20 protein-coding genes, 1 tRNA gene and 1 pseudogene are annotated in these 22,368 nt (G+C 72.3%); 6 read left to right on the top strand and 16 right to left on the bottom strand.

Translation table 11 applies throughout. The annotated features are described in order from the left end of the window. Nucleotides 1–22 precede the first annotated feature (22 nt). From efeB to ABZ659_RS18975, 6 genes are all read right to left on the bottom strand, one after another. Nucleotides 23–1,309, bottom strand: coding sequence for an iron uptake transporter deferrochelatase/peroxidase subunit (efeB, locus tag ABZ659_RS19000; RefSeq protein ID WP_360220902.1), 1,287 nt, complete (start codon nucleotides 1,307–1,309; stop codon nucleotides 23–25). 8 nt (nucleotides 1,310–1,317) lie between these two features. Beyond that, entirely contained in the window at nucleotides 1,318–3,363 is a 2,046-nt protein-coding gene (locus ABZ659_RS18995; protein WP_360220899.1) for a copper resistance protein CopC, read from the bottom strand. Nucleotides 3,364–3,376: 13 nt separating this feature from the next. After that, nucleotides 3,377–3,835, bottom strand: coding sequence for a copper chaperone PCu(A)C (locus ABZ659_RS18990; RefSeq protein WP_360220896.1), 459 nt, complete (start codon nucleotides 3,833–3,835; stop codon nucleotides 3,377–3,379). Continuing rightward, entirely contained in the window at nucleotides 3,832–4,488 is a 657-nt protein-coding gene (locus ABZ659_RS18985) for an SCO family protein (protein ID WP_360220893.1), read from the bottom strand. The genes ABZ659_RS18990 and ABZ659_RS18985 overlap by 4 nt, the downstream gene beginning before the upstream one ends. Nucleotides 4,489–4,588: 100 nt before the next feature. Then, nucleotides 4,589–5,347 (bottom strand): YcnI family protein, encoded by a 759-nt coding sequence (locus ABZ659_RS18980; RefSeq protein ID WP_360220890.1) that lies wholly within the window; start codon nucleotides 5,345–5,347, stop codon nucleotides 4,589–4,591. A gap of 163 nt (nucleotides 5,348–5,510) precedes the next feature. Then, nucleotides 5,511–6,356, bottom strand: coding sequence for a hypothetical protein (locus ABZ659_RS18975; protein WP_360220887.1), 846 nt, complete (start codon nucleotides 6,354–6,356; stop codon nucleotides 5,511–5,513). A 223-nt stretch (nucleotides 6,357–6,579) separates the two neighbouring features. Here ABZ659_RS18975 and ABZ659_RS18970 point away from each other — a divergent pair, with 223 nt between their 5' ends. Then, on the top strand, nucleotides 6,580–7,050 hold the full coding sequence (locus ABZ659_RS18970; RefSeq protein WP_360220884.1) for an ATP-binding protein: 471 nt from the start codon (nucleotides 6,580–6,582) through the stop codon (nucleotides 7,048–7,050). A 54-nt stretch (nucleotides 7,051–7,104) separates the two neighbouring features. On the opposite strand, the gene ABZ659_RS18965 is transcribed toward ABZ659_RS18970, so the two are convergent. Together ABZ659_RS18965 and ABZ659_RS18960 are read right to left on the bottom strand one after the other, a co-directional pair. Next, nucleotides 7,105–8,598 (bottom strand): aminopeptidase P family protein, encoded by a 1,494-nt coding sequence (locus tag ABZ659_RS18965; RefSeq protein ID WP_360220881.1) that lies wholly within the window; start codon nucleotides 8,596–8,598, stop codon nucleotides 7,105–7,107. A gap of 105 nt (nucleotides 8,599–8,703) precedes the next feature. Continuing rightward, the gene (locus ABZ659_RS18960; RefSeq protein WP_360220878.1) at nucleotides 8,704–10,218 is read right to left on the bottom strand and encodes a PP2C family protein-serine/threonine phosphatase; all 1,515 of its coding nucleotides are present in this window, start codon (nucleotides 10,216–10,218) and stop codon (nucleotides 8,704–8,706) included. A 535-nt stretch (nucleotides 10,219–10,753) separates the two neighbouring features. On the opposite strand from ABZ659_RS18960, the gene ABZ659_RS18955 reads away from it, so the two are divergent. Both ABZ659_RS18955 and ABZ659_RS18950 read left to right on the top strand, forming a co-directional pair. Next, nucleotides 10,754–11,428 carry a bifunctional DNA primase/polymerase gene (locus ABZ659_RS18955; RefSeq protein ID WP_360220875.1) on the top strand — a complete coding sequence of 225 codons (675 nt, stop codon included), beginning with the start codon at nucleotides 10,754–10,756 and terminating at the stop codon, nucleotides 11,426–11,428. Between the two features lie 62 nt (nucleotides 11,429–11,490). After that, nucleotides 11,491–12,069 (top strand): hypothetical protein, encoded by a 579-nt coding sequence (locus ABZ659_RS18950; RefSeq protein WP_360221016.1) that lies wholly within the window; start codon nucleotides 11,491–11,493, stop codon nucleotides 12,067–12,069. Nucleotides 12,070–12,356: 287 nt separating this feature from the next. Here ABZ659_RS18950 and ABZ659_RS18945 read toward each other — a convergent pair whose 3' ends face one another. From ABZ659_RS18945 to ABZ659_RS18935, 3 genes are all read right to left on the bottom strand, one after another. Beyond that, nucleotides 12,357–13,322 carry a DUF5926 family protein gene (locus tag ABZ659_RS18945; RefSeq protein WP_360220872.1) on the bottom strand — a complete coding sequence of 322 codons (966 nt, stop codon included), beginning with the start codon at nucleotides 13,320–13,322 and terminating at the stop codon, nucleotides 12,357–12,359. 202 nt (nucleotides 13,323–13,524) lie between these two features. Continuing rightward, nucleotides 13,525–14,181 (bottom strand): ATP-binding protein, encoded by a 657-nt coding sequence (locus ABZ659_RS18940; protein WP_360220869.1) that lies wholly within the window; start codon nucleotides 14,179–14,181, stop codon nucleotides 13,525–13,527. 102 nt (nucleotides 14,182–14,283) lie between these two features. Continuing rightward, a complete protein-coding gene (locus ABZ659_RS18935) occupies nucleotides 14,284–15,120 on the bottom strand; it encodes a glycerophosphodiester phosphodiesterase (RefSeq protein WP_360220866.1) in 837 nt (278 codons plus the stop codon). Between the two features lie 273 nt (nucleotides 15,121–15,393). Here ABZ659_RS18935 and ABZ659_RS18930 point away from each other — a divergent pair, with 273 nt between their 5' ends. Next, complete coding sequence (locus tag ABZ659_RS18930) at nucleotides 15,394–16,881, top strand: trypsin-like peptidase domain-containing protein (protein WP_360220863.1); 1,488 nt, start codon at nucleotides 15,394–15,396, stop codon at nucleotides 16,879–16,881. A gap of 7 nt (nucleotides 16,882–16,888) precedes the next feature. Here the strand turns inward: ABZ659_RS18930 and ABZ659_RS18925 are convergent, their stop codons facing one another. After that, a complete protein-coding gene (locus tag ABZ659_RS18925; protein ID WP_360220860.1) occupies nucleotides 16,889–17,143 on the bottom strand; it encodes a hypothetical protein in 255 nt (84 codons plus the stop codon). A 304-nt stretch (nucleotides 17,144–17,447) separates the two neighbouring features. On the opposite strand from ABZ659_RS18925, the gene arsM reads away from it, so the two are divergent. Beyond that, the gene (gene arsM / locus ABZ659_RS18920; protein ID WP_360220857.1) at nucleotides 17,448–18,257 is read left to right on the top strand and encodes an arsenite methyltransferase; all 810 of its coding nucleotides are present in this window, start codon (nucleotides 17,448–17,450) and stop codon (nucleotides 18,255–18,257) included. Between the two features lie 116 nt (nucleotides 18,258–18,373). On the opposite strand, the pseudogene ABZ659_RS18915 reads toward arsM, so the two are convergent. Further along, nucleotides 18,374–18,569: pseudogene (locus ABZ659_RS18915) on the bottom strand (transcriptional regulator); the annotation flags it as partial. A gap of 237 nt (nucleotides 18,570–18,806) precedes the next feature. On the opposite strand from ABZ659_RS18915, the gene ABZ659_RS18910 reads away from it, so the two are divergent. Next, nucleotides 18,807–18,891, top strand: a tRNA-Ser gene (locus ABZ659_RS18910). A gap of 144 nt (nucleotides 18,892–19,035) precedes the next feature. On the opposite strand, the gene ABZ659_RS18905 is transcribed toward ABZ659_RS18910, so the two are convergent. The 3 genes from ABZ659_RS18905 to ABZ659_RS18895 form a co-directional block, all read right to left on the bottom strand. After that, entirely contained in the window at nucleotides 19,036–20,424 is a 1,389-nt protein-coding gene (locus tag ABZ659_RS18905) for a site-specific integrase (RefSeq protein ID WP_360220854.1), read from the bottom strand. A 66-nt stretch (nucleotides 20,425–20,490) separates the two neighbouring features. After that, complete coding sequence (locus ABZ659_RS18900; protein WP_018892556.1) at nucleotides 20,491–20,676, bottom strand: helix-turn-helix domain-containing protein; 186 nt, start codon at nucleotides 20,674–20,676, stop codon at nucleotides 20,491–20,493. Nucleotides 20,677–20,836: 160 nt separating this feature from the next. Beyond that, nucleotides 20,837–22,087, bottom strand: a complete 1,251-nt coding sequence (locus ABZ659_RS18895) for a DUF3631 domain-containing protein (protein WP_360220850.1) — start codon at nucleotides 22,085–22,087, stop codon at nucleotides 20,837–20,839. Nucleotides 22,088–22,368 lie beyond the last annotated feature (281 nt).

Genomic DNA, 22,368 nt, shown 5'->3' with positions numbered 1-22,368 from the left:
CGGCGGCCCCCGGAGGGCCCCTTCACCCCTCCAGCAGCGCCTGCCCCACGTACCCGCCCTCCGCCGCCCCGCCCGGCACCGCGAACAGCCCGCTCGCCTCGTGCCGGATGAACGGCGACAGCGCGTCCCCCCGGTCCAGCTTGCGCTGCACCGGCACGAACCCGCGCAGCGGATCGGCCTGCCAGCAGACGAACAGCAGCCCGGCGTCGGGCACCCCGTCCGCGTCGATGCCGTCGTGGTACGAGAACGGGCGCCGCAGCATCGCCGCACCGCCGTTCTGGTCGGGCCGGGAGATCCGCGCGTGCGCGTTGATCGGCACCACCAGACCACCTTCGGCGTCGGTCTTCTCCAGCTCCATCTCGGTGGTCTCCGCACCCCCGGACAGCGGCGCCCCGTCGCTCTTACGGCGCCCGATGACGCCCTCCTGCGCCGCGACCGACAGCTTCTCCCAGTCGTCGAGGAGCATCCGGATCCGGCGTACGACGACATAGGAGCCGTTCGCCATCCAGTCGGGCTCCCCGTCCTCCGGGACGTAGATCCGCTGGTCGAAGTCGGGCTCGCCCGGCTTGGGATTCCGGGTGCCGTCGACCTGGCCCATCAGGTTGCGGGCCGTCATCGGGTGGGCGGTGGCTCCCGGCGACCGGTTGAAGCCGTTCATCTGCCAGCGGACCCGGGCCGCGCCGCCCGCGTCCTTCTGGAGGGCGCGCAGGGCGTGGAACGCCACCAGGGCGTCGTTCGCGCCGATCTGCACCCACAGGTCACCGTTGCTGCGTGCCTGGTCGAGCCGGTCGGAGGAGAACTCGGGCAGCGGATCGAGGGCGACCGGCCGTTGCTTCTCCAGCCCGGTGCGGGCGAAGAATCCGTGCCCGAACCCGAAGGTCACCGTGAGCGAGGACGGCCCGGCGTCGGTCGCCACATCCGTGTCGTCCTGCGTCGCCGGTTCCCCCGCCATCAGCCGTCGTGCCGTCTCCGACCAGCGGCGCAGCAGCGCGGTGGCCTCCTTGCGGCCCGCGCCGGCCGTGAGGTCGAAGGCGACGAGATGGCCACGGGCCTGGAGCGGGGTGGTGATGCCGGGCTGATGTTTCACGTGAAACTCGATCCGCCCGGCGCCCACCGAGGTCAGCGGGGTGGCCTCGGCGGGCCGTGCGGCGTATCCCACACCCCCGCCCGCCGCGCCGAGCACGAGTCCGGTGGCACCGGCGGTGCCGAGCAGCCGCCGTCGGGAGATGCCCTGCCGGGCGGTGCCGTCGTCCAGGGGGCTTCCCTCGTCCAGGGGGATCCGGGCCTCGGAAATGGACTGGTCAGGCATGGTGATGTTCAGCCGATCTGCGCGTTCTTGGAGACAGTCACCTGGTCGATGTCGGAGGTGCGCACGGTCACGGCGACCTTCCAGTCACCCGCCACGGGAATCTGCACCCCGCTCGCCGACCAGTGTCCGGTGGTGATGTGGTCCGGGGCCACGGGCAGCGGACCGATGTCCTTGGCCTCCAGGGTGAAGGCGACCTTCACCTCGGGGATGTCGAAGGCGCGGCCGTTGGGCCGCTCCACATAGACGTGCATGTCGTTGCCGCCGACCCGGGCGGGATCGAGGTCGATCCGGACGACGCCCTTGCCGTCCTCACCGCCCGTGTCGAACGGGATCTCCAGCGTCAGCGCGCCGGAGGCGGAGTCCGTGGCGGTGGCCGAGGTGGCGGACTTGGCGTCCTCCACCGTGCGTCCCGGTTCGGCGCCGGTCAGCAGGGTGGTCACGGCCAGTACGACGACCGCGACCCCCGCCTCCGTCAGCACCGAGCGGCGCAGCCCGGAACGGACGGGGTTGGCGTCCCGCAGCCGCTTCCGCCGCGCGGCGTCCACGGCGGCCCGCTGCCGGGCGAGCTGCGCGGCACGCCGCGCGTCCCCGGGCTCCCCGACTCCCGAGCCCGAGCCCTCCGAGCCCTCCGAGTCCTCCGAGCCCTCCGAGTCCTCCGAGCCGTCCGAGCCGTCCGAGCCCTTCGAGCCTGCCGACCCCCCCGAACCCTCTGAACCGGCACCGTCAACCCCCGCAGCCACCGGCACCACCTCGGCCGCCGCCTCCGCGGAGACCGCCTCCCCCACCTGCCGCGTCCACCGTCGCGAGAACCACGCGACCCCCACCAGCAGCGACACCAGCCCGATCTTGACCAGCAGCAGTTGCCCGTACCGGGTGCCGGTCAGCGCGGACCAGTAGCCGACCTGCCGCCACGCCTGGTAGGTGCCGGTGGCGACCAGCGTGAGGACGCTGGTCAGGGCGACTGTCGAGAAGCGCCGTACGGCCGACCCGTCGAGCGGTGTCTCCGCGGGCGCCCAGCGCAGTGAGACGAGCAGCGCGCCCAGCCCGCCCAGCCAGGCGGCGACGGCGAGCAGATGGACGATGTCGACGGGCATCGCGATCCCCGGCTGGATGCCGCTGGAGGCGTGCTCGGCCATGGCCCAGCTGGCGGCCAGCCCGGCGGCGACGACGGTCCCGCCGACGGCGAGCCCGAAGGTGAGGTCCCGCTTCTCCGCGTCCTCCCCCGGATCAGGCAGTCGGCGCGCGGCGCCGTCGTTCTGGGTGGTGCTGGGAGACGGGCGGGCATACGCCCCGAAGAGCACGGCGACGAAGAGCGCGGCGGCGGCGAGCAGCAGCAGCCGGGAGATCAGCGCCGCGCCGGTCTTGGTCCGCAGGACCTCCCCGAGCAGGTCCAGGTCGAAGATGTCACCGACGCCGCCGGACCGGGTGTAGGCACCGCGCAGCAGCAACAGCGCCAGCGTCGCCGCGGTGAGCGCGAGCCACCCGGAGACCACGAGCCGCTGAACGGCCCGTACCGCGGAGCCGCGCGGCCAGCAGGCCAGGACGAACGCGGCACCGCCCACGAGCACGATGAACCCGGCATACGACACATACCGCCCGGTGTCGTACAGTCCGCCGACGACCCCGCCGCCCGCCTCCGTCCCGGAGACCGACACGGACGTCGCGGAGGGGGCGCCGATGGAGAAGGTGAAGGCGCCGGACACGGGGTGGCTGTCGGCGGAGACGACCTGGTAGGTGACGGTGTACGTGCCATCGGGCAGTCCGGAGTGCAGCCGCACGGCGTACGTCGTGCCGCCCACGTTGCCCGCCTCGCCGGTGTCGGCCCGCTCGCCCCTGGGGTCGAGGACGCGCAGGGAGTCGTCGGACAGGGAGACCGTCTCGGAGAAGGTGAGCGCGATCTGGGCCGGGGCCTTGTCGACCACCGCCCCCTGCCGGGGGTCGCTGCCGGTCAGCGCGGCGTGCGCGGACGCCGGTGCGGCGGCGAGGAGTACGCCGACGACGGCCAGGAACAGCAGCACCAGGGGCCGGACGCGTGGGGCGGCGGTCGCTGTCAAGGTGGTCCCTCCCTCAGTTCCCCGGATCGGGGCGGTACGTCATCGGCTTGACCGGCATGTCGACGGTGACGGGGTCGCTCTCCGCGAAGTGCAGCACCACGGACACCGTCTCGCCTTCCTCGGGCAGGTGCGTGAGCCGCTCGAACATCAGGTGGTTGCCGCCGCTCTCCAGCACGAGCTCCCCGTGGGCGGGCACGTCGAGTCCGCTGACCTGCCGCATTGACTGGCCCACGGTCTCGTGGACGGTCACCTCGCCCGCGATGTCGCTGGTGACGGACTTCAGGGTGTCGTCGGCGCCGCCGTCGTTGGTGACGGTCAGGAACCCGGCCGCCATCCGGGACACCGGCTGCGGCATGTAGGCACCTTCGACGGTCAGTGCCGCGGCACCCTCGCTCCCGCCGTCGGAACCACAGCCCGTGAGCCCCAGCCCGAGCACGAGCACCCCGGCCGTGAGGAAGCCGACGGCCCTCACGGTTTCTGTCCCTTGATGAGCTTGGGCAGGTCGGTGGTGTAGTCGTCGACGGTGGCGTCCTCGCCGTAGAGCACGTACCCCGCGTCGGTCTTCGGCGAGAAGGCGATGACCTGGGTGCCGTGCGTGGAGACGACCTTGCCGTCCTTGTCCTTCGTCGGCGCCTCGATGGAGATGCCGAGGGTGCGGGCCCCGGCCTGGATGGCGGCGAAGTCGCCGCTCAGCCCGACCACCTCCGGGTCGATGCCCTTGAGCCAGGTGCCGAGCGCCTCCGGGGTGTCGCGTTCGGGGTCGGTGGTGACGAACACGATCCGCAGCTCGTCCTGTTCGGCCCGCGACAGCTGCTTCTTGGCCACGGCGATGTTGCTCATCGTCAGCGGGCAGACGTCGGGGCAGTTGGTGTACCCGAAGTAGACCAGCGTCGGCTTGCCGGCGGTCCGCTCGCGGAGGTCGTACTCCTCGCCGTGGGTGTCGGTCAGCACGAGGTCCGGCTTCTCGAACGGCCTGTCGAGGACGGTGGCGGCCTTGTCGGAGCCGGGCTCCTCCGACACCACGGAGACCGGCGAGCCGCCGTCGTCGTCACCGCTGCCACAGGCGGAAAGGGTCAGGGAGGCGGCGGCGAGCAGGGCAGCCGCCGCGAAGGTCTTCTTGCGCATAGAGAAATGTCCCAGATGTGATGGCTCCGGCACGCGCCGGGGTCGTACGGCGGACACTGTCCGCACGCCCCCGGCGCGTACCGCTGAACGAGGTGGGGCCTCAGGCCGCGCTGCCGCCACGGCGACGGCCCGCGAGGACGCCGTACGCGACCCCGGCCGCGCCGACGACGATGCCGACGACGCCGAGGACCCGGGCGGTGGTGTCGGTGCCGTCGGAGTCACCGGAGTCGGCGGTGGTGTTCGCGGCGGCGGCCGACGCGTCGTCCGAGGCCTCCTCGGCGTCGGCGTCCTCCTCGGCGCCGGACGCGCCGTGGTGGTCGTCCTCGGCGGCGGAGAGCGCGAGCACGGGCGCCGGGTGCTCCGGCTCCTCCGTGTCCTCCTGCGGCACCTCGATCCAGCGCACGACCTCGTCGTTGGAGTAGGTCTGGACGGCCTTGAAGACCAGTTCGTCGGTGTCCTCGGGCAGGGCGCCCACGGAGACCGGGAACTTCTGGAAGAAGCCCGGCTCGACGCCCTTCCCGGTCGCGGTCCAGGTGATCTTCGAGACGGCCTCGGTGACCTTGTTGCCGTGCACTTCGAGCGGCTTGTCCAGCTCGGCCTTGGTGACCTTGGCCTCCCAGCCCGGCACCGGCGCGGGCATCGCGGAGGAGAGCGGGTGGTCGGCCGGGAAGGTGACCTCCAGCTTGGTGGTCGAGGCGTTGTCGCGCTCGTTGGGGACCTTGAAGTTCACGGTCGCGTAGCCGCCCTTGGCGGCGGCACCCTCCGGCTGCACGCTGACGTGCGCGAGGGCGGGCGAGGACAGGACGACGACGGCCGAGGCGGTGAGGGCGCCGACGGCGGCGATCCGGGATACCTGCATGGTGATGAGCACTCCACTTCGAGTGAGTCTTCGGGAGAGTCCGGTGAGCGCCGGTCGGGTCCGGCGCGGAAGCGGGGGAAGGGGTACGCGCGCGTGCCGCACACGGCAGCGCCCCTCCGCCGCATGTCTCCCCACAGGAAGCGGTGACGGTGGCCGTGCCGGGTCAGACGGCGAGCACGAACCCTCCGGCGGGCGGCCCCCGCCGGATCACGGAGTGCTCGAGAACGGCGCTACGAGGCTCAGGAACCGCGTCCACCGGCGCGCACGCGACACACGGCCCCGTCGTGGGCGTCGCCGGAAGCCCCGTGTGCAGGGCGCGGGCCAGCGCCAGCGCCGCGCGCAGGGAGCGGATGACCGCGCCCTCGCTGACCCCCTGCGCCGACAGCTCGACCAGGCGCCGCAGCGCCAGGTCCCCGTTGCGCAGCAGCCACCCGGCGACGACCGCCGCGAGGGCGTGCCCCAGCAGCATCGGCAGGGACGGCAGCAGCGCGGCCCACGAGTCCGAGGTGGAGGACAGCGCGTCCGCCGGATGGTGACTCGTACCGGAGTGCGTCCCGGCCCCCGCCGAGGTGGCGGAACCGGGCACGACCCGCGCGTCGACCAGGATCCGGTGGGCCTGCGCGGGGCTGAGCGCCGCCGCGGTGGTCCCGCATACCAGCCGGGCCGCCCGCTCGACCAGCGAGGCGTCGTCGCTCACCCGGGCGCCCACCGACGCCGTACCGGACGAGGCGGCGTGCTGCCCCAGCCCGAACAGCGTGTGCAGCACGATCTGCCCGACCGCGAGGAGCCCGGCGATCCCCGGCAGGGACCGCTCCCGCCCGGCGAGCGGCACCGCGACGGCGGCGGTGCCCAGGAACCCGGCGGCCAGCGTCCACCACGGCAGCGCGACACAGGACGCGATCGCGTGGGAGGCCCCGGACAGCACGACACAGACCGCGGCGAACACCGCGGCCCGCAACAGCCGGACCTCGCGTCCGGAGTGCGCCGTGCGCGCGTGGGGGGCAGTCATGGCGGGCTCATCATCGCACTGGGCCCACCCGCGCCACCGGGCAGGTCCACAAGATGCCGTACGGCCCGGTGGGTCCGGATATGGTCCCGGCGGCCTCACATACACCGCGTTCCACCCTCACCGCATCGCCTATATGGGCGGCATCACGTCAAATCCGTGCTTACGCGGGAGCCGCCGCGGCAATACGTAACGGTATGTCGAGCCGCGGCCGGGAGGCTGGAGCATGAGCATCTGGTGGTCACTCCATCTGCGCCGCGAAGCCGCGAGCGTCCCGCTGGCCCGCCGACTGCTGCTCGGCACGATGGAGACGGCGGGCGTCGACCCCGACATCTCGTACGACCTCTCCGTGGCCCTCACCGAAGCCTGCGCCAACGCCGTCGAACACGGGGGCGACGGCACGTCCGGAGGGGCGTCGGAGGCGTACCGCGTGACCGCCTACCTCGACGGGGAGAAGTGCCGGATCGAGGTCGCCGACGCGGGACCCGGTTTCACCCCGCCCGCCGGACGCCAGCAGTTCCGGCTCCCCACCCGCCCCGACGCCGAACACGGCCGGGGCCTCTGTCTGATCCGGGAGCTCGCCGACCACGTCCACATCGGCCCCGAGCCGGGCCGCCGCGGCACCGTCGTCAGCTTCGACAAGATCCTCAAGTGGCGGGAGAACGCCCCGAACGCGCCGCTGGTCACCGCGTCCTGACGGCACGCACGCGAAAGGCCGGGCACCCGCGGGTGCCCGGCCTCTTCAGCGCCGTCAGCCCTTGAGGCCCTTGAGGTCGGCCATCCACGCCTCCACCTCGGCGGAGCGGCGCGGCAGCCCGGCCGACAGGTTCCGGTTGCCGTCCTCGGTGACGAGGATGTCGTCCTCGATGCGGACGCCGATGCCCCGGTACTCCTCCGGCACGGTCAGGTCGTCGGCCTGGAAGTACAGACCCGGCTCGACCGTGAGGCACATGCCCGGCTCCAGCACCCCGTCGACGTACGTCTCGGTGCGCGCGGCGGCGCAGTCGTGGACGTCCATGCCGAGCATGTGGCCGGTGCCGTGCAGCGTCCAGCGGCGCTGGAGGCCCAGCTCCAGGACCCGCTCCACCGGCCCCTCGACCAGACCCCACTCGACGAGCCGCTCGGCCAGCACCCGCTGGGCGGCGTCATGGAAGTCGCGGTACTTGGCGCCCGGCTTGACGGCCGCGATCCCGGCCTCCTGGGCGTCGTACACGGCGTCGTAGATCTGCCTCTGGATCTCGCTGTACCGGCCGTTGACCGGCAGCGTGCGCGTCACGTCGGCGGTGTAGTACGTGTGCGTCTCCACGCCCGCGTCGAGCAGCAGCAGGTCGCCGGAGCGGACCGGGCCGTCGTTGCGGACCCAGTGCAGGGTGCAGGCGTGCGGACCGGCGGCGCAGATGGAGCCGTAGCCGATGTCGTTGCCCTCGACGCGGGCGCGCAGGAAGAAGGTGCCCTCGATGTAGCGCTCGCTGGTCGCCTCCGCCTTGTCGAGGACCTTCACCACGTCCTCGAAGCCGCGCACGGTGGAGTCGACGGCCTTCTGGAGTTCGCCGATCTCGAACTCGTCCTTGACCAGCCGTGCCTCGGAGAGGAAGACCCGCAGCTCCTCGTCGCGCTCGGCGGTGACCTTGTCAGTCAGCGCGGCCTCGATCCCGGCGTCGTACCCGCGCACGACGCGCACCGGCCCGGTCGCCTCGCGCAGCTTGTCGGCCAGCTCCCGCACGTCGGAGGCGGGGATGCCGTACAGCTTCTCCGCCTCGGTGAGGGAGTGGCGGCGGCCGACCCACAGCTCGCCCTGGCCGTCGAGCCAGAACTCGCCGTTCTCACGGTCGGAGCGGGGCAGCAGGTAGATGGTGGCGTCGTGCCCGTCGGCCTTCGGCTCCATGACGAGGACGCCGTCCTCCGTCTGGTTGCCGGTGAGGTACGCGTACTCGACGGAGGCGCGGAACGGGTACTCGGTGTCGTTCGAGCGGGTCTTCAGGTTGCCCGCGGGGACCACCAGGCGGTCGCCGGGGAAGCGCGCGGAGAGCGCGGCGCGCCGGGCGGCGGTCTCGGCGGCCTGGGCGATCGGCTCCAGGTCGTGCAGCTCGGTGTCCGCCCAGCCGGACTTCATGCTCTCGGCCAGCTCGTCGGACACGCCCGGGTACAGGCCGTTCTTGCGCTGCTTGATGGGCTCCTCGGCTTCGGTTTCCGAGGGCTCAAGGGTCTCCGGGGTCGCCGGGTTCCGCTCGTCCGCCACGGTCATCCTCCTAGATACGGCACTGGACCCCGACCATCGTACGTTCGCTCCCCTCACCCGGAAGGGGGCGCAGGGCCGAAGCGACTGTTACCGGGGCGTGCGCTCCTCCCCCTACTCGAACCGTGCCGCCAGCAGCACCACGTCCTCCGCGCCGTCGGTGCGGTCGAGGCCGTCCGGCAGCACCGTGCGCAGCACGTGGTCGGCGACGGCACCCGGGTCGTGGCGCGCCGCCCTCGGCACGCCGGACGCCGCCGCGTGCAGCCGGGCGAAGGCGCGGTCGACCGGGTCGCCGGTGCGGTGCAGCAGCCCGTCGGTGTAGAGCAGAACCGTCTCTCCTGGCGCGGCCTGGAGCTCCATGCTGGGCGCCTCCCAGCAGGCCAACATGCCGAGCGGCGCGGAGACGGAGGTCTCCACGTACCGCGTGCGGCGCTCCCCGACCAGCAGCGGCGGGCTGTGCCCGGCACCGGCCAGGGTGATCCGGCGCAGCGCGGGCTCGCAGTAGGCGAACAGCGCGGTGGCGGAGCGGGCGGGCTCGGTCAGCCGCAGCAGCAGCTCCAGGTCGGACAGGACGGCGACCGGGTCCTCGCCCTCCATCACGGCGTACGCCCGCAGGGACGCCCGCAGCCGCCCCATCGCGGCGACCGCGCTGGGCCCCGACCCGGTGACGGAGCCGACGGAGAGACCGAGGGCCGCGTCCGGCAGCGGCAGCGCGTCGTACCAGTCGCCGCCCCCGCGCGGGCCGGTGCGGTGCCGTACCGCGAGCTGCACGCCGGAGACCCGGGGGAGCCGGGCGGGCAGCAGTTCCTCGGACATCGTCGCCATGCACGCGCGCGTGCGCTCGACGTCGAGCACCCGGGCGAGGTGCTCGGTGGCGTAGCGGACGTACAGTCCGGCCAGATGGCGTTGCCGCTCGGCTGGTTCGGCGGGTTCGTCGTACAGCCAGACGGCGGCGCCGAGGCGTCCGGCCGCCTCCGTGGCCAGGGGGAGCGCGTAGCTGGCGGCGAAGCCGAGGCGGGCGGCCACGTCGCGATGGCGCGGATGGAGCCCCTCCTCGGCGAGCAGGTCGGGGCGTACGACCTCGGTGGGCTGGCCGGACCGTCCGGCGCGGGTGTCGAGGAGCGCGCCGTGCGGCAGGGCGGCGCGCGGCACGGTTTCGAGATGGCCGAGATCGGCCGGGGTCAGCCCGAGGCCGATGGTGGTGGCGGGGCCGAGACCGTCGTCCGGTTCCAGGACGACGAGTCCGCGCCGGGCGCCGACGAGGGCGGCTCCGGCGCCCAGCAGTTCGTGGAGGGCGTCGGGGAGGGTGCCCGTACGGGCCAGCCGCTCGGTGAGTTCGTGCAGCGTGGTGAGGTCGGAGACCCAGCCCGCGAGCCGGTCCTGGAGGAGGACGCCGGGGCCGGTGGTGACCACGGGGGTGTCCGGGGCGGAGGGGGCGGGCGCGACAGTGTGTGCGGGTGCGGGAACCGTGGAATCGATTCCGGCCACTTTCGGAGGGTGCGGGGCGTTCATGGTGTACGGCTTTCCGACCGGTGCGTATTGCTCAAAAGCATCGCAAACCCCCATGTCAATCTGCGCCGCTAGCAGTGTCTCCACATGTACACGCACTCGTGAGGGGATGTCCAGCATTGTCCTGCTGGTATCGGTGGTGTCCGTGGGGCCAGTGGGAGGTGAGGGGGTTTTCTCGCGGTCTTCACTCGGTTCCCTTGCAGAAAAGCGAATTTGGCTTAAAACTGACTCGGGTAACGGCTTGTTGAGGTCGACTGGCCTTGTTCGACGGAGCGTCACAGCGGTCGTGATGGGTACGTACTCGGTGAAGGCCAGGGGTGGCTGGGGGCCACCCGGAACCTGGCGACGGACCCGGGCGTCCTATCCACCGACGACCGTGCCCCATCCTCCCGTGGCGGAGGCGGAGAGAAACACGCGGAACAGCAAAACGCCAGACTTCGCCACCCCCGCGCCACGCCCATGCTTTTGGTAGACGCAGTATGGACGCAACGGCCGCGGACGCAGCAGACGCAGCCGACGCTCGGCCCAGAGGGGTTCCCCGTGCCTGAACGCCGGGGTGTGATGCGCCAACAGGTACGCACAGTGAAGAGATCGACACATGGTGTGATGTGACCCACGGTGTTGCCAGGCGTGCAACGGAAAGGAACGAGCGCTCATGCGCGAGATCCTCGGAAGGCTCGGAAGGCGACGCAGGTTCCTGTCCCGGCGTGACGACAGGACACCTGAGCTGCTCGACGCGGCCGTGACCTTCGCAACGGAATGGCAGTGGCCCGTACTCCCGGGCGTGGCGACCGACCCGCAGGACCGGTCCCGCTGCGGCTGCCCCGACCCGGAGTGCACGGTGCCAGGCGCCCACCCCTTCGACCCCGGCCTGCTCGCGGCCACCACCGACGAGCGCATGGTGCGCTGGTGGTGGGGGAACCGCCCGGCAGCGCCGATCGTCCTCGCCACCGGCGGCACGGCACCCTGCGCCGTCAGTCTCCCCGCCGCCGCGGCGGCGCGCGCCCTGACCGCGCTGGACCACTCCGGGATGCGTCTCGGCCCGGTCGTCGCCTCACCCGCCCGCTGGGCGGTGCTCGTCCACCCGTACACGATGGAGCAGCTGGGCGAGCTGCTCTACGCCAAGGACTTCGTGCCCGGCTCCCTGCGCTTCCACGGGGAGGGCGGCTACCTCGCGCTGCCGCCGTCCGGGACCGGCCAGGGCGCCATCCGCTGGGAGCGGGCGCCGCTGCCCGGCTCGGCCTCGCCGTGGGTGCCCGACGTGGAGGCGGTGGTGGACGCCGTGGTCGACGCCCTCACTCGTACGGGTGTGAGCGCGCCCGAGTTCTAGGGGGTGTCGGGCGCGCGGACGGCCGGGCGCCCCACCCGCTCGTTATCTTCCAGCCCATGCCCATGAACGTCCGTCCACTCGCCCTCGCGGGCCTCGCCGCCTGCGCGGCGGCCCTGCCCCTGGCCATGGCGTCCGCGGGGCCGGTGGACGACCCGGGACGACCGTCCCCACGCCCGGACCGCACGGTGGTACGCCCTGACTCGCCGGTCGTACGGCCGTCCGCGGTGCCGGGTGGCGACGCCAAGGGGGTCGGGGCGGTGCCGGGCACTCCGCTGACCCTCGGCCTGGGGCTCGCCACCGCCGCCCGGTGCGGGCCCGAACTCGCCTCCCCCGAGGGCGTCGAGGCGCAGACCTGTGTCCTGACGCAGGGCGCGGAGACCTGGGGGCGGACCTACTACCGCAACACGACCGGCGGCGCGCTGGACGCCGTACTGAGCCTGCTCGGCCCCGGCGGCCGGACGGTGCTGGTGCGCTGTGAGGTGGCGGCCGGGGACGAGCCCGACGTCTGTGACACGCCCCGGCAACGCGGTGTGGGGGAGCCCCTGGACTACACGGCGGTGGCGGAGTTCGCGGCGCGCGACGGGCGGGGGCCGCTGTTGCTGCGCTCGGGAAGCAACTCCGTGCCGCCTACCGGCGGTTGACACGCGACGGCGTTCCGTACACGGAACCGGGAGTCCGGCCGGAGCAGGGACGGGAACAGAAAGACCCGGTTGCTGGCGACGGGGGATGCACCAGCAACCGGGCTACTGGAACGGTAACAAGAGATCGGCAGTTAGCAAATTCGATCTCGGTTTTTGCTCGGTAATTTGGACACCGACGCGCTTGTGGCCCGGTGGAGTCGCATATGGAGTCAGCCATTCCGGCCGGTTTACGCGGTGCGGATCCGGCTGACCGGTCGGTCAGCCGGACGTCGTCGTTCCGCCGGGCGTCAGCTGAGCGTGACCTGCCGGTTGGTCAGACCGCCGCGTGCGCGGCGCTCTTCGGGGGTGAGCGGGGCGTCCGTGGCGAGCGCGGTCGCGAGCCGCTCGGCGAACTCCGCGGCGGGCTTCTCGACATCGTCCGCCGTGACACCGCTCGGCAGGTCCCAGACCGGCACGGTGAGGCCGTGCGCCCGGAAGGAGCCCACCAGACGCGTGCCCTCACCGAGGCTGGAGCCGCCCGCCGCGTGCAGCCGCGCGAGGGCGTCCAGAAGCCGCTCCTCGGCGTGCGGCATGACCCAGCGCAGGTGGTTCTTGTCCGGCGTCTCGCACCAGTAGGCGGCGTCCACGCCCTGGAGGCGGACGGTCGGGATGGCCGCGGCGTTGGCCCGCTCCAGGGAGGCGGCCACCTCCGGAGTGGCGTTCTCCGCGTCCGGGACCCAGAACTCGAACCCCGGGTGCACAACTGGCTCGAAGGTGCCTGCGGCATCGAGCAGATCCTGGAGCCGCGGACCGTCGGCCGGGGCGCGGCGGCCCTGGACGGGTGTCCCGGGCTTGGCCTCCAGCGCGCGCTGGAGGGTGTCGGCGAGGTCGCGGCTGATGTCACCCGACGCCGTGTCGTTCTGCAGGCCCAGCAGGACCGAGCCGTCGTCGCGGCGCAGCGCGGGCCAGGCCATCGGCAGCACGGTGGCGAGCGTGACCGACGGGACGCCCTCGGGGAGGCCGCCCTCCAGGGTCAGCGGGACCGTGGCGGCCGGGACCAGCTCACGCAGGGCGACCCAGTCGCACTCGCCGGGCAGCCCCTCGAACGGGCGCTGCACCAGCTCCGTCTCGGCCTGCGCGGCGGCCCGGCCGTGACATGCCTTGTATCGCCGCCCGCTGCCGCAGGGGCAGGGCTCGCGGGCGCCGACGACCGGGATCTCTCCGTCCGTGAGCTGCGGGCGCTTGGCCTTCGTCTGGGGGCGCTTCTTGGCCATGGTGGGTGTCTCCCGGAAACGGCTCGTCTGGTACGGCGGGAGCCTAGCCGTTCCGGTCGTGCCGGGGTGGACCCTGTGGACGGGGAGGGGCCTGTGGACAACGCGGTCACCCGTCGGGGGCGGCCCAGGACGGGGACGGGGACAGGCAGTCGGCCGGAGCCCACCGGGTTAGCTGGTGGGGTCAGCCGGTAGGGCCAGTCACTCAGTCCAGGTCGTCGAACGCGTCCGCGAAGTCCAGGTCCGGGAGGGCGGAGAGGCCCGGGACCGCCTGGATCGCCGGGGCGGTGATGCGGCTGGCGAAGTCGTCGCGTCGGTGCCCGGCGTCCGGGTCGTACACGTCGTCGTGGACGACGACCCAGACCGTGACCTCGCCGCGGGCGTTGTCCCGTACGCCCCAGTCGTCGGCGAGCGCCGTGATGATGTTCAGCCCCCGGCCGCCGTGCGCGGTGACCGACGGGGTCGCCGGGGCGGGGCGGGTCGGGCCGCCGCCGTCCGTCACCTCCACGAGGAGCCGACCGCTGGCGTCGACGCGCCACGCGGCGCGGACGTCACCGTCGCCGGAGAGGGCGTCGCCCAGGGGCCGCCCGTGCTTGCACGCGTTGCTCAGCAACTCGGAGAGGATCAGTACGGCGTCGTCGATGACCGATTCCGCCACCCCGCCGCCGCGCAGTTGCGCCCGCATCCGGTGTCTCGCCTCGCCCACGCCCGCAGGGCCATGGGGCACGGCCATGCTTGACGACGTGGGCACTTCCTGTGCCACCACCAACGCCACCCCCGAGACCTCCTTCGCCCCACGCCACGGTGTGGATGCCCCAACGGCCTGTACCGGAAACCGGCCAATCCTCTTCCGGTGACGCATTCGCAACGATCACCTACGGAACGAATGCGCCGGAGCACTCCTCGTAATGGGCACACGTCGACGGGTTCTCATCTCTCTGCACGTCCCGCGGCCCGTTCCGGTTCACCGCCCGAGGCGGCGCAGCACCTCGCGCGGGCGGTTGGTGATGATGGCGTCAACGCCCAGGTCAGCGCAGAGATCGACGTCCTCGGGGTCGTTGACGGTCCAGACGTGCACCTGGTGTCCCGCCCGCTTCAGCCGCTCCACGTGCACCGGGTGGTTGCGCACCAGTCGGATCGACGGACCGGCGATCCGCACCCCCTCCGGCAGGCGGCCGTCGCGCAGCCGCGGTGTGACGAACTGCATGAGGTAGACCGTCGGCAGCGTCGGCGAGGCGGCCCGCACGCGGTGCAGCGAACGGGCGGAGAAGCTCATGACCCGTACCGGCGACTGCTCCGCCGTGGGCGGGGCGGCCAGTCCGAACCGCTTCAGCAGGAACAGCAGCCGTTCCTCGACCTGGCCGGCCCACCGCGTGGGGTGCTTGGTCTCGATGGCCAGCTGCACCGGGCGCCCGGCGTCGGCGACGAGTTCGAGCAGCCGCTCCAGGGTGAGCACGGAGGTGTCGGACGGGTCCCCCGGCTCCCCCGGGCGGTGCTCCCAGTCCGGCTCCTCGTCCCGGCCGCGCCAGGCGTCGCGGTTCTTCCAGGAGCCGAAGTCCAGGGCGGCGAGGTCCGCGAGTTCCAGGGCGGAGACGGCTCCCCGGCCGTTGGACGTACGGTTGACGCGGCGGTCGTGCACGCAGACGAGATGGCCGTCCGCGGTCAGCCGTACATCGCACTCCAGGGCGTCGGCGCCGTCCTCGATCGCCTTCCTGTAGGCGGCCAGGGTGTGCTCGGGCGCGTCCTCGGAGGCGCCGCGGTGGGCGACGACTTGGATCCGGTGCTGCCGTGCGTGGGTCACCGCGTCATGGTGCCACCGGGACGGGGTAACCGTGCGGGGCGGGGTGGTCGCGGCCGTCCCTCCCGCCCGGGCTGACCGGGAGCGATGGTTGGGAAAATAGTGGTGAGATGCTACGGATGTACATTTGTGCTCGAAAATGTCTCATATAAAGGATGGCCGTGAACCCACAGCGACCGCTTATGGTGCCCTGATGGCCCGTGGGAAAAGCTGACGGCATACAAGAACACATAGCCACATTGCCGTGGATCGAGCCGTGGACCGAGGAGAACAGCTGTGAGCACCGAGAACGAGGGCACTGAGGTACCCCCGGCCCCGTCTGCACCCCCCGTGCCGGTGGACACCCCCGCAGCCTCCCCCCAGGCGGGCTCCGCCCCCGACGCCAACTGGCCCCCGCCGCCCCCCGCGGCGTACCCGGCCCCCGGGCCCCAGACGGCGGACGGCGGCGGCCAGCCCCCGGCGGCGGACCCCACCACCCAGCCTCCGGCGGCGGACCACCTCACCACCCAGCCTCCGGCGGCGGGCCCCGTCAGCCCGCAGCAGGCGCCGGACGCCACCCAGCCGCTCTGGGGCGCGGGAGCGGGGTCGGCAGGGGCGGCAGGGGTGGGGCCGTACCAGCAGCCCCCGGCCGCCGCGCCGAAGCCGCCGCGCGGCGGGCGCGGCGGGCTGATCGCCGCGGTCCTGGTGGCCGCGCTGGTCGCGGGCGGCCTCGGCGGCGGGCTCGGCTACACCCTCGCCAAGAACGACGACAACGGCAGCTCGACGACGGTCTCCGCCTCCGACAGCGGCGGCGACTTCAAGCGCGACCCCGGCACGGTCGCGGCCGTCTCCGCCAAGGCCCTGCCCAGCACGGTCACCATCGAGGCGGAGAGCAGCAACGGCGAGGGCGGCACCGGCACCGGGTTCGTCTTCGACACCGAGGGCCACATCATCACCAACAACCACGTGGTGGCGGACGCCGTCGACGGCGGCAAGGTCACGGCCACCTTCCCGGACGGCAAGAAGTACGACGCCGAGGTGGTCGGCCACGCCCAGGGCTACGACGTCGCGGTCATCAAGCTCAAGAGCGCCCCGTCCAACCTGAAGCCGCTGACGCTCGGCGACTCCGACAAGGTCGCCGTCGGTGACGCGACGATCGCGATCGGCGCGCCCTTCGGTCTCTCCAACACGGTCACGACCGGCATCATCAGCGCCAAGAACCGCCCGGTCGCCTCCAGCGACGGCTCCGGCAGCCAGGCGTCGTACATGAGCGCCCTGCAGACCGACGCCTCCATCAACCCCGGCAACTCCGGCGGCCCGCTGCTGGACGCGCGGGGCAACGTCATCGGCATCAACTCCGCGATCCAGTCCAGCGGCAACGGCGGCTTCGGCACCGGCCAGTCCGGCTCGATCGGCCTGGGCTTCGCGATCCCGATCAACCAGGCCGAGTACGTCGCCCAGGAACTGATCGAGAACGGCAAGCCGGTGTACGCCCGGATCGGCGCCTCCGTCTCCCTGCAGGACACCACGGGCGGCGCGAAGATCACGGACACCGGTGCGGGCGGCTCCGAGCCGGTGGAGCCGGGCGGTCCCGCCGACCGGGCGGGCCTGAAGCCCGGCGACGTGATCACCAAGCTGGACGACCGCGTCATCGACTCCGGCCCCACCCTGATCGGCGAGATCTGGACCCACAAGCCGGGCGACAAGGTCACGCTCACCTACGAGCGCGACGGCAGGACGCGCACGGTGGACGTCACCCTGGACTCCCGGGTGGGCGACAGCTGACCCGGCCTCAGCCGGTCACGGCCACGACCTCCTCCGACGCCCCCGACTCGGTGCCGTCGGCGTATCGCACGCTGACGCGGTAGTAGACGGTCGTGGCCGTCGGCTGGGTCCGGTCGTAGAAGGACCGGCTGCTGGCGGGCTCGCTGGCGAGCAGCTCGAAGCTCCTGGTCTCTGGGGCCCAGCGCCGGACGTCGAAGCCCGAGACGGGGCTGCCGCTGTCGTTGGTGACACTGGACAGGGCCCAGTGCAGATCCCGGTGCACCCCGGCGCTCAGGTAGACGAACGGGGCGCCGGTCGCGGCCGGGACGCCGGTCGGACGCAGGTCCAGCTCGGTGACGTCGACGACGCTCGCGCCGCTGTCGACGGTGAGCTGGTTGCCGTACTGGTCGACGCCGGCCCCGCTGAGGCCGTCCCAGGCCAGCGCGACCCCTGTTGCTTCGACGCATCTCTAAGTTGACGCTCTTCGATCCAGGGAGGAGAGTGAGGGGTGCGTTGTATCAACAGACGTCGATGCAGCGGTGGCGGGGCGGAACCATGTCTTCCCGTCCGTCACCAGGGAGCCAGCCATGAGCGAGCAGTCCACTGACCTGCGCGAAGCCGTCCGCCAGCGCTACGCCGCCGCAGCCGTGAGGGTCACCGAGAGCGGCACCTCCTGTTGCGGGCCGCAGCCCGTAGAGGTCGACGAGCACTACGGCTCGACCCTGTACGCCGCCGACGAGCGCGCCGCCCTGCCCGCGGAGGCGGTCGCCGCGTCCCTCGGCTGCGGCAACCCGACCGCCGTCGCGGAGCTGCGTGCCGGTGAACGTGTCCTCGACCTGGGCTCGGGCGGCGGCATCGACGTCCTGCTCTCCGCCCGCCGCGTCGGCCCCACCGGCAAGGCGTACGGCCTGGACATGACCGACGAGATGCTGGCCCTGGCCCTCACCAACGCCGAGAAGGCGGGCGCCACGAACGTCGAGTTCCTGAAGGGCACCATCGAGTCCATCCCGCTGCCCGCGAACACCATCGACGTGGTGATCTCGAACTGCGTCATCAACCTGTCCGTCGACAAGCCCGCCGTCTTCGCCGAGACCTTCCGCGTCCTCAGGCCCGGCGGCCGCATCGGCGTCTCCGACGTCGTCGCCGACGACACCCTCACCCCCGAACAGCGCGCCGAACGCGGCGACTACGTGGGCTGCATCGCCGGCGCGCTGTCGTTCGCGGAGTACCGCCGGGGACTGGAGGCGGCGGGCTTCACGGACATCGAGATCACCCCCACCCATCCGGTCGCCGACGCGATGCACTCCGCCCTCATCCGCGCGGTGAAGCCGACCGACGCGACGACGACTGCGGCGACGGCGGTCGCTGAGGGGCGCGGGGGCGGCTGCGGCTGTTAGACCTGGCCGCGAGCTGATCCGTTTCTGCCGGGAGGTGAGGTGTACCCACGGCTGGGCCGGGGTTCGCTGGGACGCGGGGCGGCGTGTGGGGAGCGGATACACCCGACGAAGTGCCGGGAGCTGTTGTACGGCCGCCCGATCAGGTCGTTCGGATGCACGTGCAGCTCCGAGGCAAGCAGGTTCAGTAGGCCCGCGCGGTCCAGCTCGATGTGCCCGCCTTCCATCGTGGAGACCCAGCCCTGCGTCGTGCCGAGCGCGGCGGCGAGGTCGGCGTGCACGACGACGACCGATCTCTTCGGCTTCTTCCAGCATCGGCGCGCCCCCCGGGTAGGTGATGCGCCGACGGACCATCGGGCGGCGAGGCATGGTGCTCCATCCGTCGGTGCTTCTCCCTTTGACGGTGCCCGGGCCGAGTGCCTTCGCCTGTGGACTTCTCCAGCTCACGACGTACCCGTCAACCGTCCCAGTGGCCGCCTGCGGACTACGGAGCCCACGCGATGCACGCGCCCGGTACTCTGTAGCCGTTCCGCCGCTGGTAGGCGGGACGGAGGTGGGTTGCCCGAGCGGCCTAAGGGAACGGTCTTGAAAACCGTCGTGGCGCAAGTCACCGTGGGTTCAAATCCCACACCCACCGCTTGCAGGTCAGAGAATTTGCAGGTCAGCGGGCCCGGCTCCGTGATGGAGCCGGGCCCGCCGTGTTCACCCTGTCTCACCCCGGACCGCTCGTATCCCACGTCTGATCAGGGCGTGTGGGCCATCCGTGGGCCAGGATCCGGGCTCATTGGTCACCCCTCAGCCCCTTGTCGATCAGGTCGTTCGCGAGCGCCTGCTGGCCCCGGAGAATCTTGGCGTAGAAGCGGAACAGCACGGTGAGGCTGTGGCCGGCCCGCCGCGCGACCTCGACGGGATCCACGCCCGAGTTGATCCACAGAGATACGCCGGCGTGCCGGAGGGAGTACGGAACGTCCGCGAGCGGCGTTGCGGCCTCGGCCTTCGAGAGCGCCTTGACGCGGGCCCGGTCCCAGACCTCGCAGTACTCCGTGGACCGCACCCGGCCGCCCCGCGCCGCGCGGAACAGCCGCCCGTCCTCGGCCGTGCCGTACGTCTTGATGTGCTCGCGCAGCATCCCGACGAGCACGGGCGGGATGGGCACGGGCCTGGTCGCCCGGCGGGCCCGGCGCTTGAGACCGCGCTGCTCGTACGACGCTCCATCGTCGGTCCAGCCCGAGCCGACTTCGGGACGGCTTCCGGCGAGGACCAGCTCGCCCCACCCCGACTGGGACAGTCGGCAGTCCGCCGCGGTGAGCGCGGCGATCTCGGACGGGCGCATGGCCGCGTAGTAGAGGCAGCCGAAGAACGGGGCGAGGTGGGAGCCCCTGGGTCCCTGCTCGCGGACCGCGGCGATCAGGTCGGCCGCCTGCTGGGGGTTGGGGACGTACCGGAAGTCGACCTCGTCGTCCTTGGCCGGCGGGTCCCAGTCGACGCGGGCGAGTGGGTTGGCGGACAGGATGCCCTTCTCGATCGCGTAGCGCATGGCGTTGCTGAGCACCATGCGCTTGCGGTTCGCGGTGTTGTCGGCGGCTGGCTCCCCGTTGAGCTTGCGCGACAGCGCGTCCAGCGCGGCCCGCGTCCGCTCGGGCTTGGCGGCCTCAGTCACCTTCACGGAGTGCTTGGCCACCCACGCGAGCGCGGCCACGACTTCGGCCGGCGGTTCCTCCGCCTCAGCGCGGGAGACGAGCACACCCCTGTCTGTCGGCGTCGCCCGGAACGCCCAGGCGTAGAGGGCCAGGCGCAGCACCTCGGGCTCGGGGGCTCCCCGTGTCGTCGACAGGAACGCCGGGGTGACCGTGGCGAGCGCTTCCGCGATGCTCGCCCGGTGCTTGGCGGCGGCCTTCGGCCACTTCATGACCGCGTACGCCACCGCGTGCTCGTACCAGGTCGGCGTGTTGAGGGCGTCCAACTCGCTCGCGGGCAGCCCCGTCTCCTCGTCGAACTGCTCGCGGTTGCGGAGCGCGGCCAACAGCTCCGAACGGCGCCCGTCCGCCTGCACCTTGAGCTTGAAACTGCGCGAGTGCGGGCGTGCCCCGACGCGCCACCGCAACTCGAACGGCTTCGGACGGTTCTTGCGGGCCCGGATGGACCAGATGTCTACGTCGTACGTGAGCATGTCTCTCCAAAGGAGAGAGGGCCCGCCGTATGGCGGGCCCTCTCGGGGGGATCAGGGATCAGCGGATCAGGCGGCTTCTTCGCACCCGGACAGCCAGGAGTCCAGGTCCGACCGCCGCACGCGGAGCTGTCCGTTAGGGAGCTTGATCAGGCGCGGGCCCAGGCCACGGGCGCGCATCCGGTAGAAGGCGGCTCGGCTCATGCCGAGTTCGGCGAGGACTTCGGGAAGCTTGAGCATCTGCGGGCGGGCCATGGCTGTGTGCTCCTCCGTCTTTCTTCCTGCTGGGGGATCCGCAACATCCGCCACGCCGCAACAGGGCTGGTCAGTGGCTCGGATCTGTGGCGGATCGCGGTCGTGTTGCGGATGGGTGCCGCCACACGCGCGGTGCGGCGGCACCCGTCGAGCGGTCGGTTCAACCCGCGATGCGGAGCGGGGCCGTGGCGGCTTCCGCGAGGCTGTGGCGGACTCCGTGGCGGTCATCCGCCACGGAGTCACCCGCGCTGATCTGGGGTGTGGCGGATGTTGCGGATGTTGCGGACTCCTGAGGGGGCGGGGGGCAGTAGCGGGTCCAGGCGTCGGAGAGGTCATCCGCGTAGTAGCCCTTCGGCGTGCCGGACGGCGTGCGGATGCCCCGCGGCTTGATGGGCTTGTTGGCGGGCGTGACGTACTGCCCGAGCAGCTTGGACAGCATCCGCGAGTTCAGCGGCTTGTCGTCGACGTCGGCCCAAGGGGCGTCGTCCAGGGCGAGCAGCATCTCGAGGATGACGGCGGTGGGCATCCGGTCGGCCCCGCAGAACACCTTGTCGCGCAGGTCGGTCAGCAGCCGGATCCCGAGCGACGCCTCGTCGCTGTCGTGGGCGGCGTTGACCAGCTCCAGGCAGGCGGCGCGGGCCCGGCGCGGCCAGTCCCCGCCGGCGGCCTCCGCGACGGCGAGCAGCGGCTCCCACACGTCGGCCGGTCGGTCGGTGACCCCTTCCGGCAGTTCCGGCCAGGAGTCCGCGACCTGGTCGCGAACGCTGTCGGCCCACCGCGCGAGTTGGTCACGCAGCGCGTGGCCCTCCTTCTCGTTGAGCCGCAGCCGGTAGGGCTCCACGTGCTCGTTCGGGGCCCGCTTCCGCATCCTGATGATGACGGAACGGGTCAGGATCGTGTCCGGCAGCGAGCCGAGACCCGCCATGGCGACGGCGCAGAAGGAAGAGAACCGCTGCACGCTCTGATTGGCTCCGTCCCCGACGCACCGGAGCATGGTGCCGATGCGCCGGTATCCCGAGTTGAGGAAACCGCGGACCGGTTCGTTGTCGCCGGCCTTCGGGCCGAAGACGGTGTCGATCTCGTCGAACAGCAGCGTCGGCCGTCCCTCCGCCGCCTCCACCAGACGGAACAGGGCGTTGGGCGAGGCGTTCACCGTCGCCTCGGCGCGCGGCACGAGGGTTTCCACGATCTCCAGTGCGCGGGACTTCCCGGAACCCGGCTCGGGGGACAGGAAGGCGAGCCGGGGGGTGGAGTCGAAGCAGTCGAGCAGGTGGGCGTGGGCGTCCCACAGCGTGACGGCGACATACGCGGCCTCGGTGGGGAAGACGTTGAAGCGGCGGTGGAAGGCTTCCACCTCGTCGAGCAGCGCGGCCCCGTCGACGGCGGCCGGGATGTTCTCGGGCCCGGTCATGCGGCGGCCCTTCCTTCCTGGTTGGTGCGGAGCGGGCAGACAGCCCGGTGATCGACGTGCTCGGCCACGAGGGCGGCCACCTTGTTGCGGCCGACGGCGCTGCGGTCCCGACCGCAGGCGCATGTCGATGTCGCCGTGGGGATCGCGCCGCGGCCGGGTGCGGTCACCCGCAGCCAGGCGACGGGGTGGCGTCCGTCGGCCGGGCGCTGGTCAGGACGAACAGCAAGGGAGACGCCCTGACGGGCGGCGTCCCTCGGGCGCCCAGGGCCGTCCGTGGCGGG

Origin of the sequence: Streptomyces sp. NPDC006997 (assembly GCF_040635175.1) — a bacterium.
In the GTDB taxonomy this organism is placed as follows: domain Bacteria; phylum Actinomycetota; class Actinomycetes; order Streptomycetales; family Streptomycetaceae; genus Streptomyces.
Note: the sequence above shows the minus strand (reverse complement) of the source record. Positions and strands in the feature narration are given on the sequence as shown.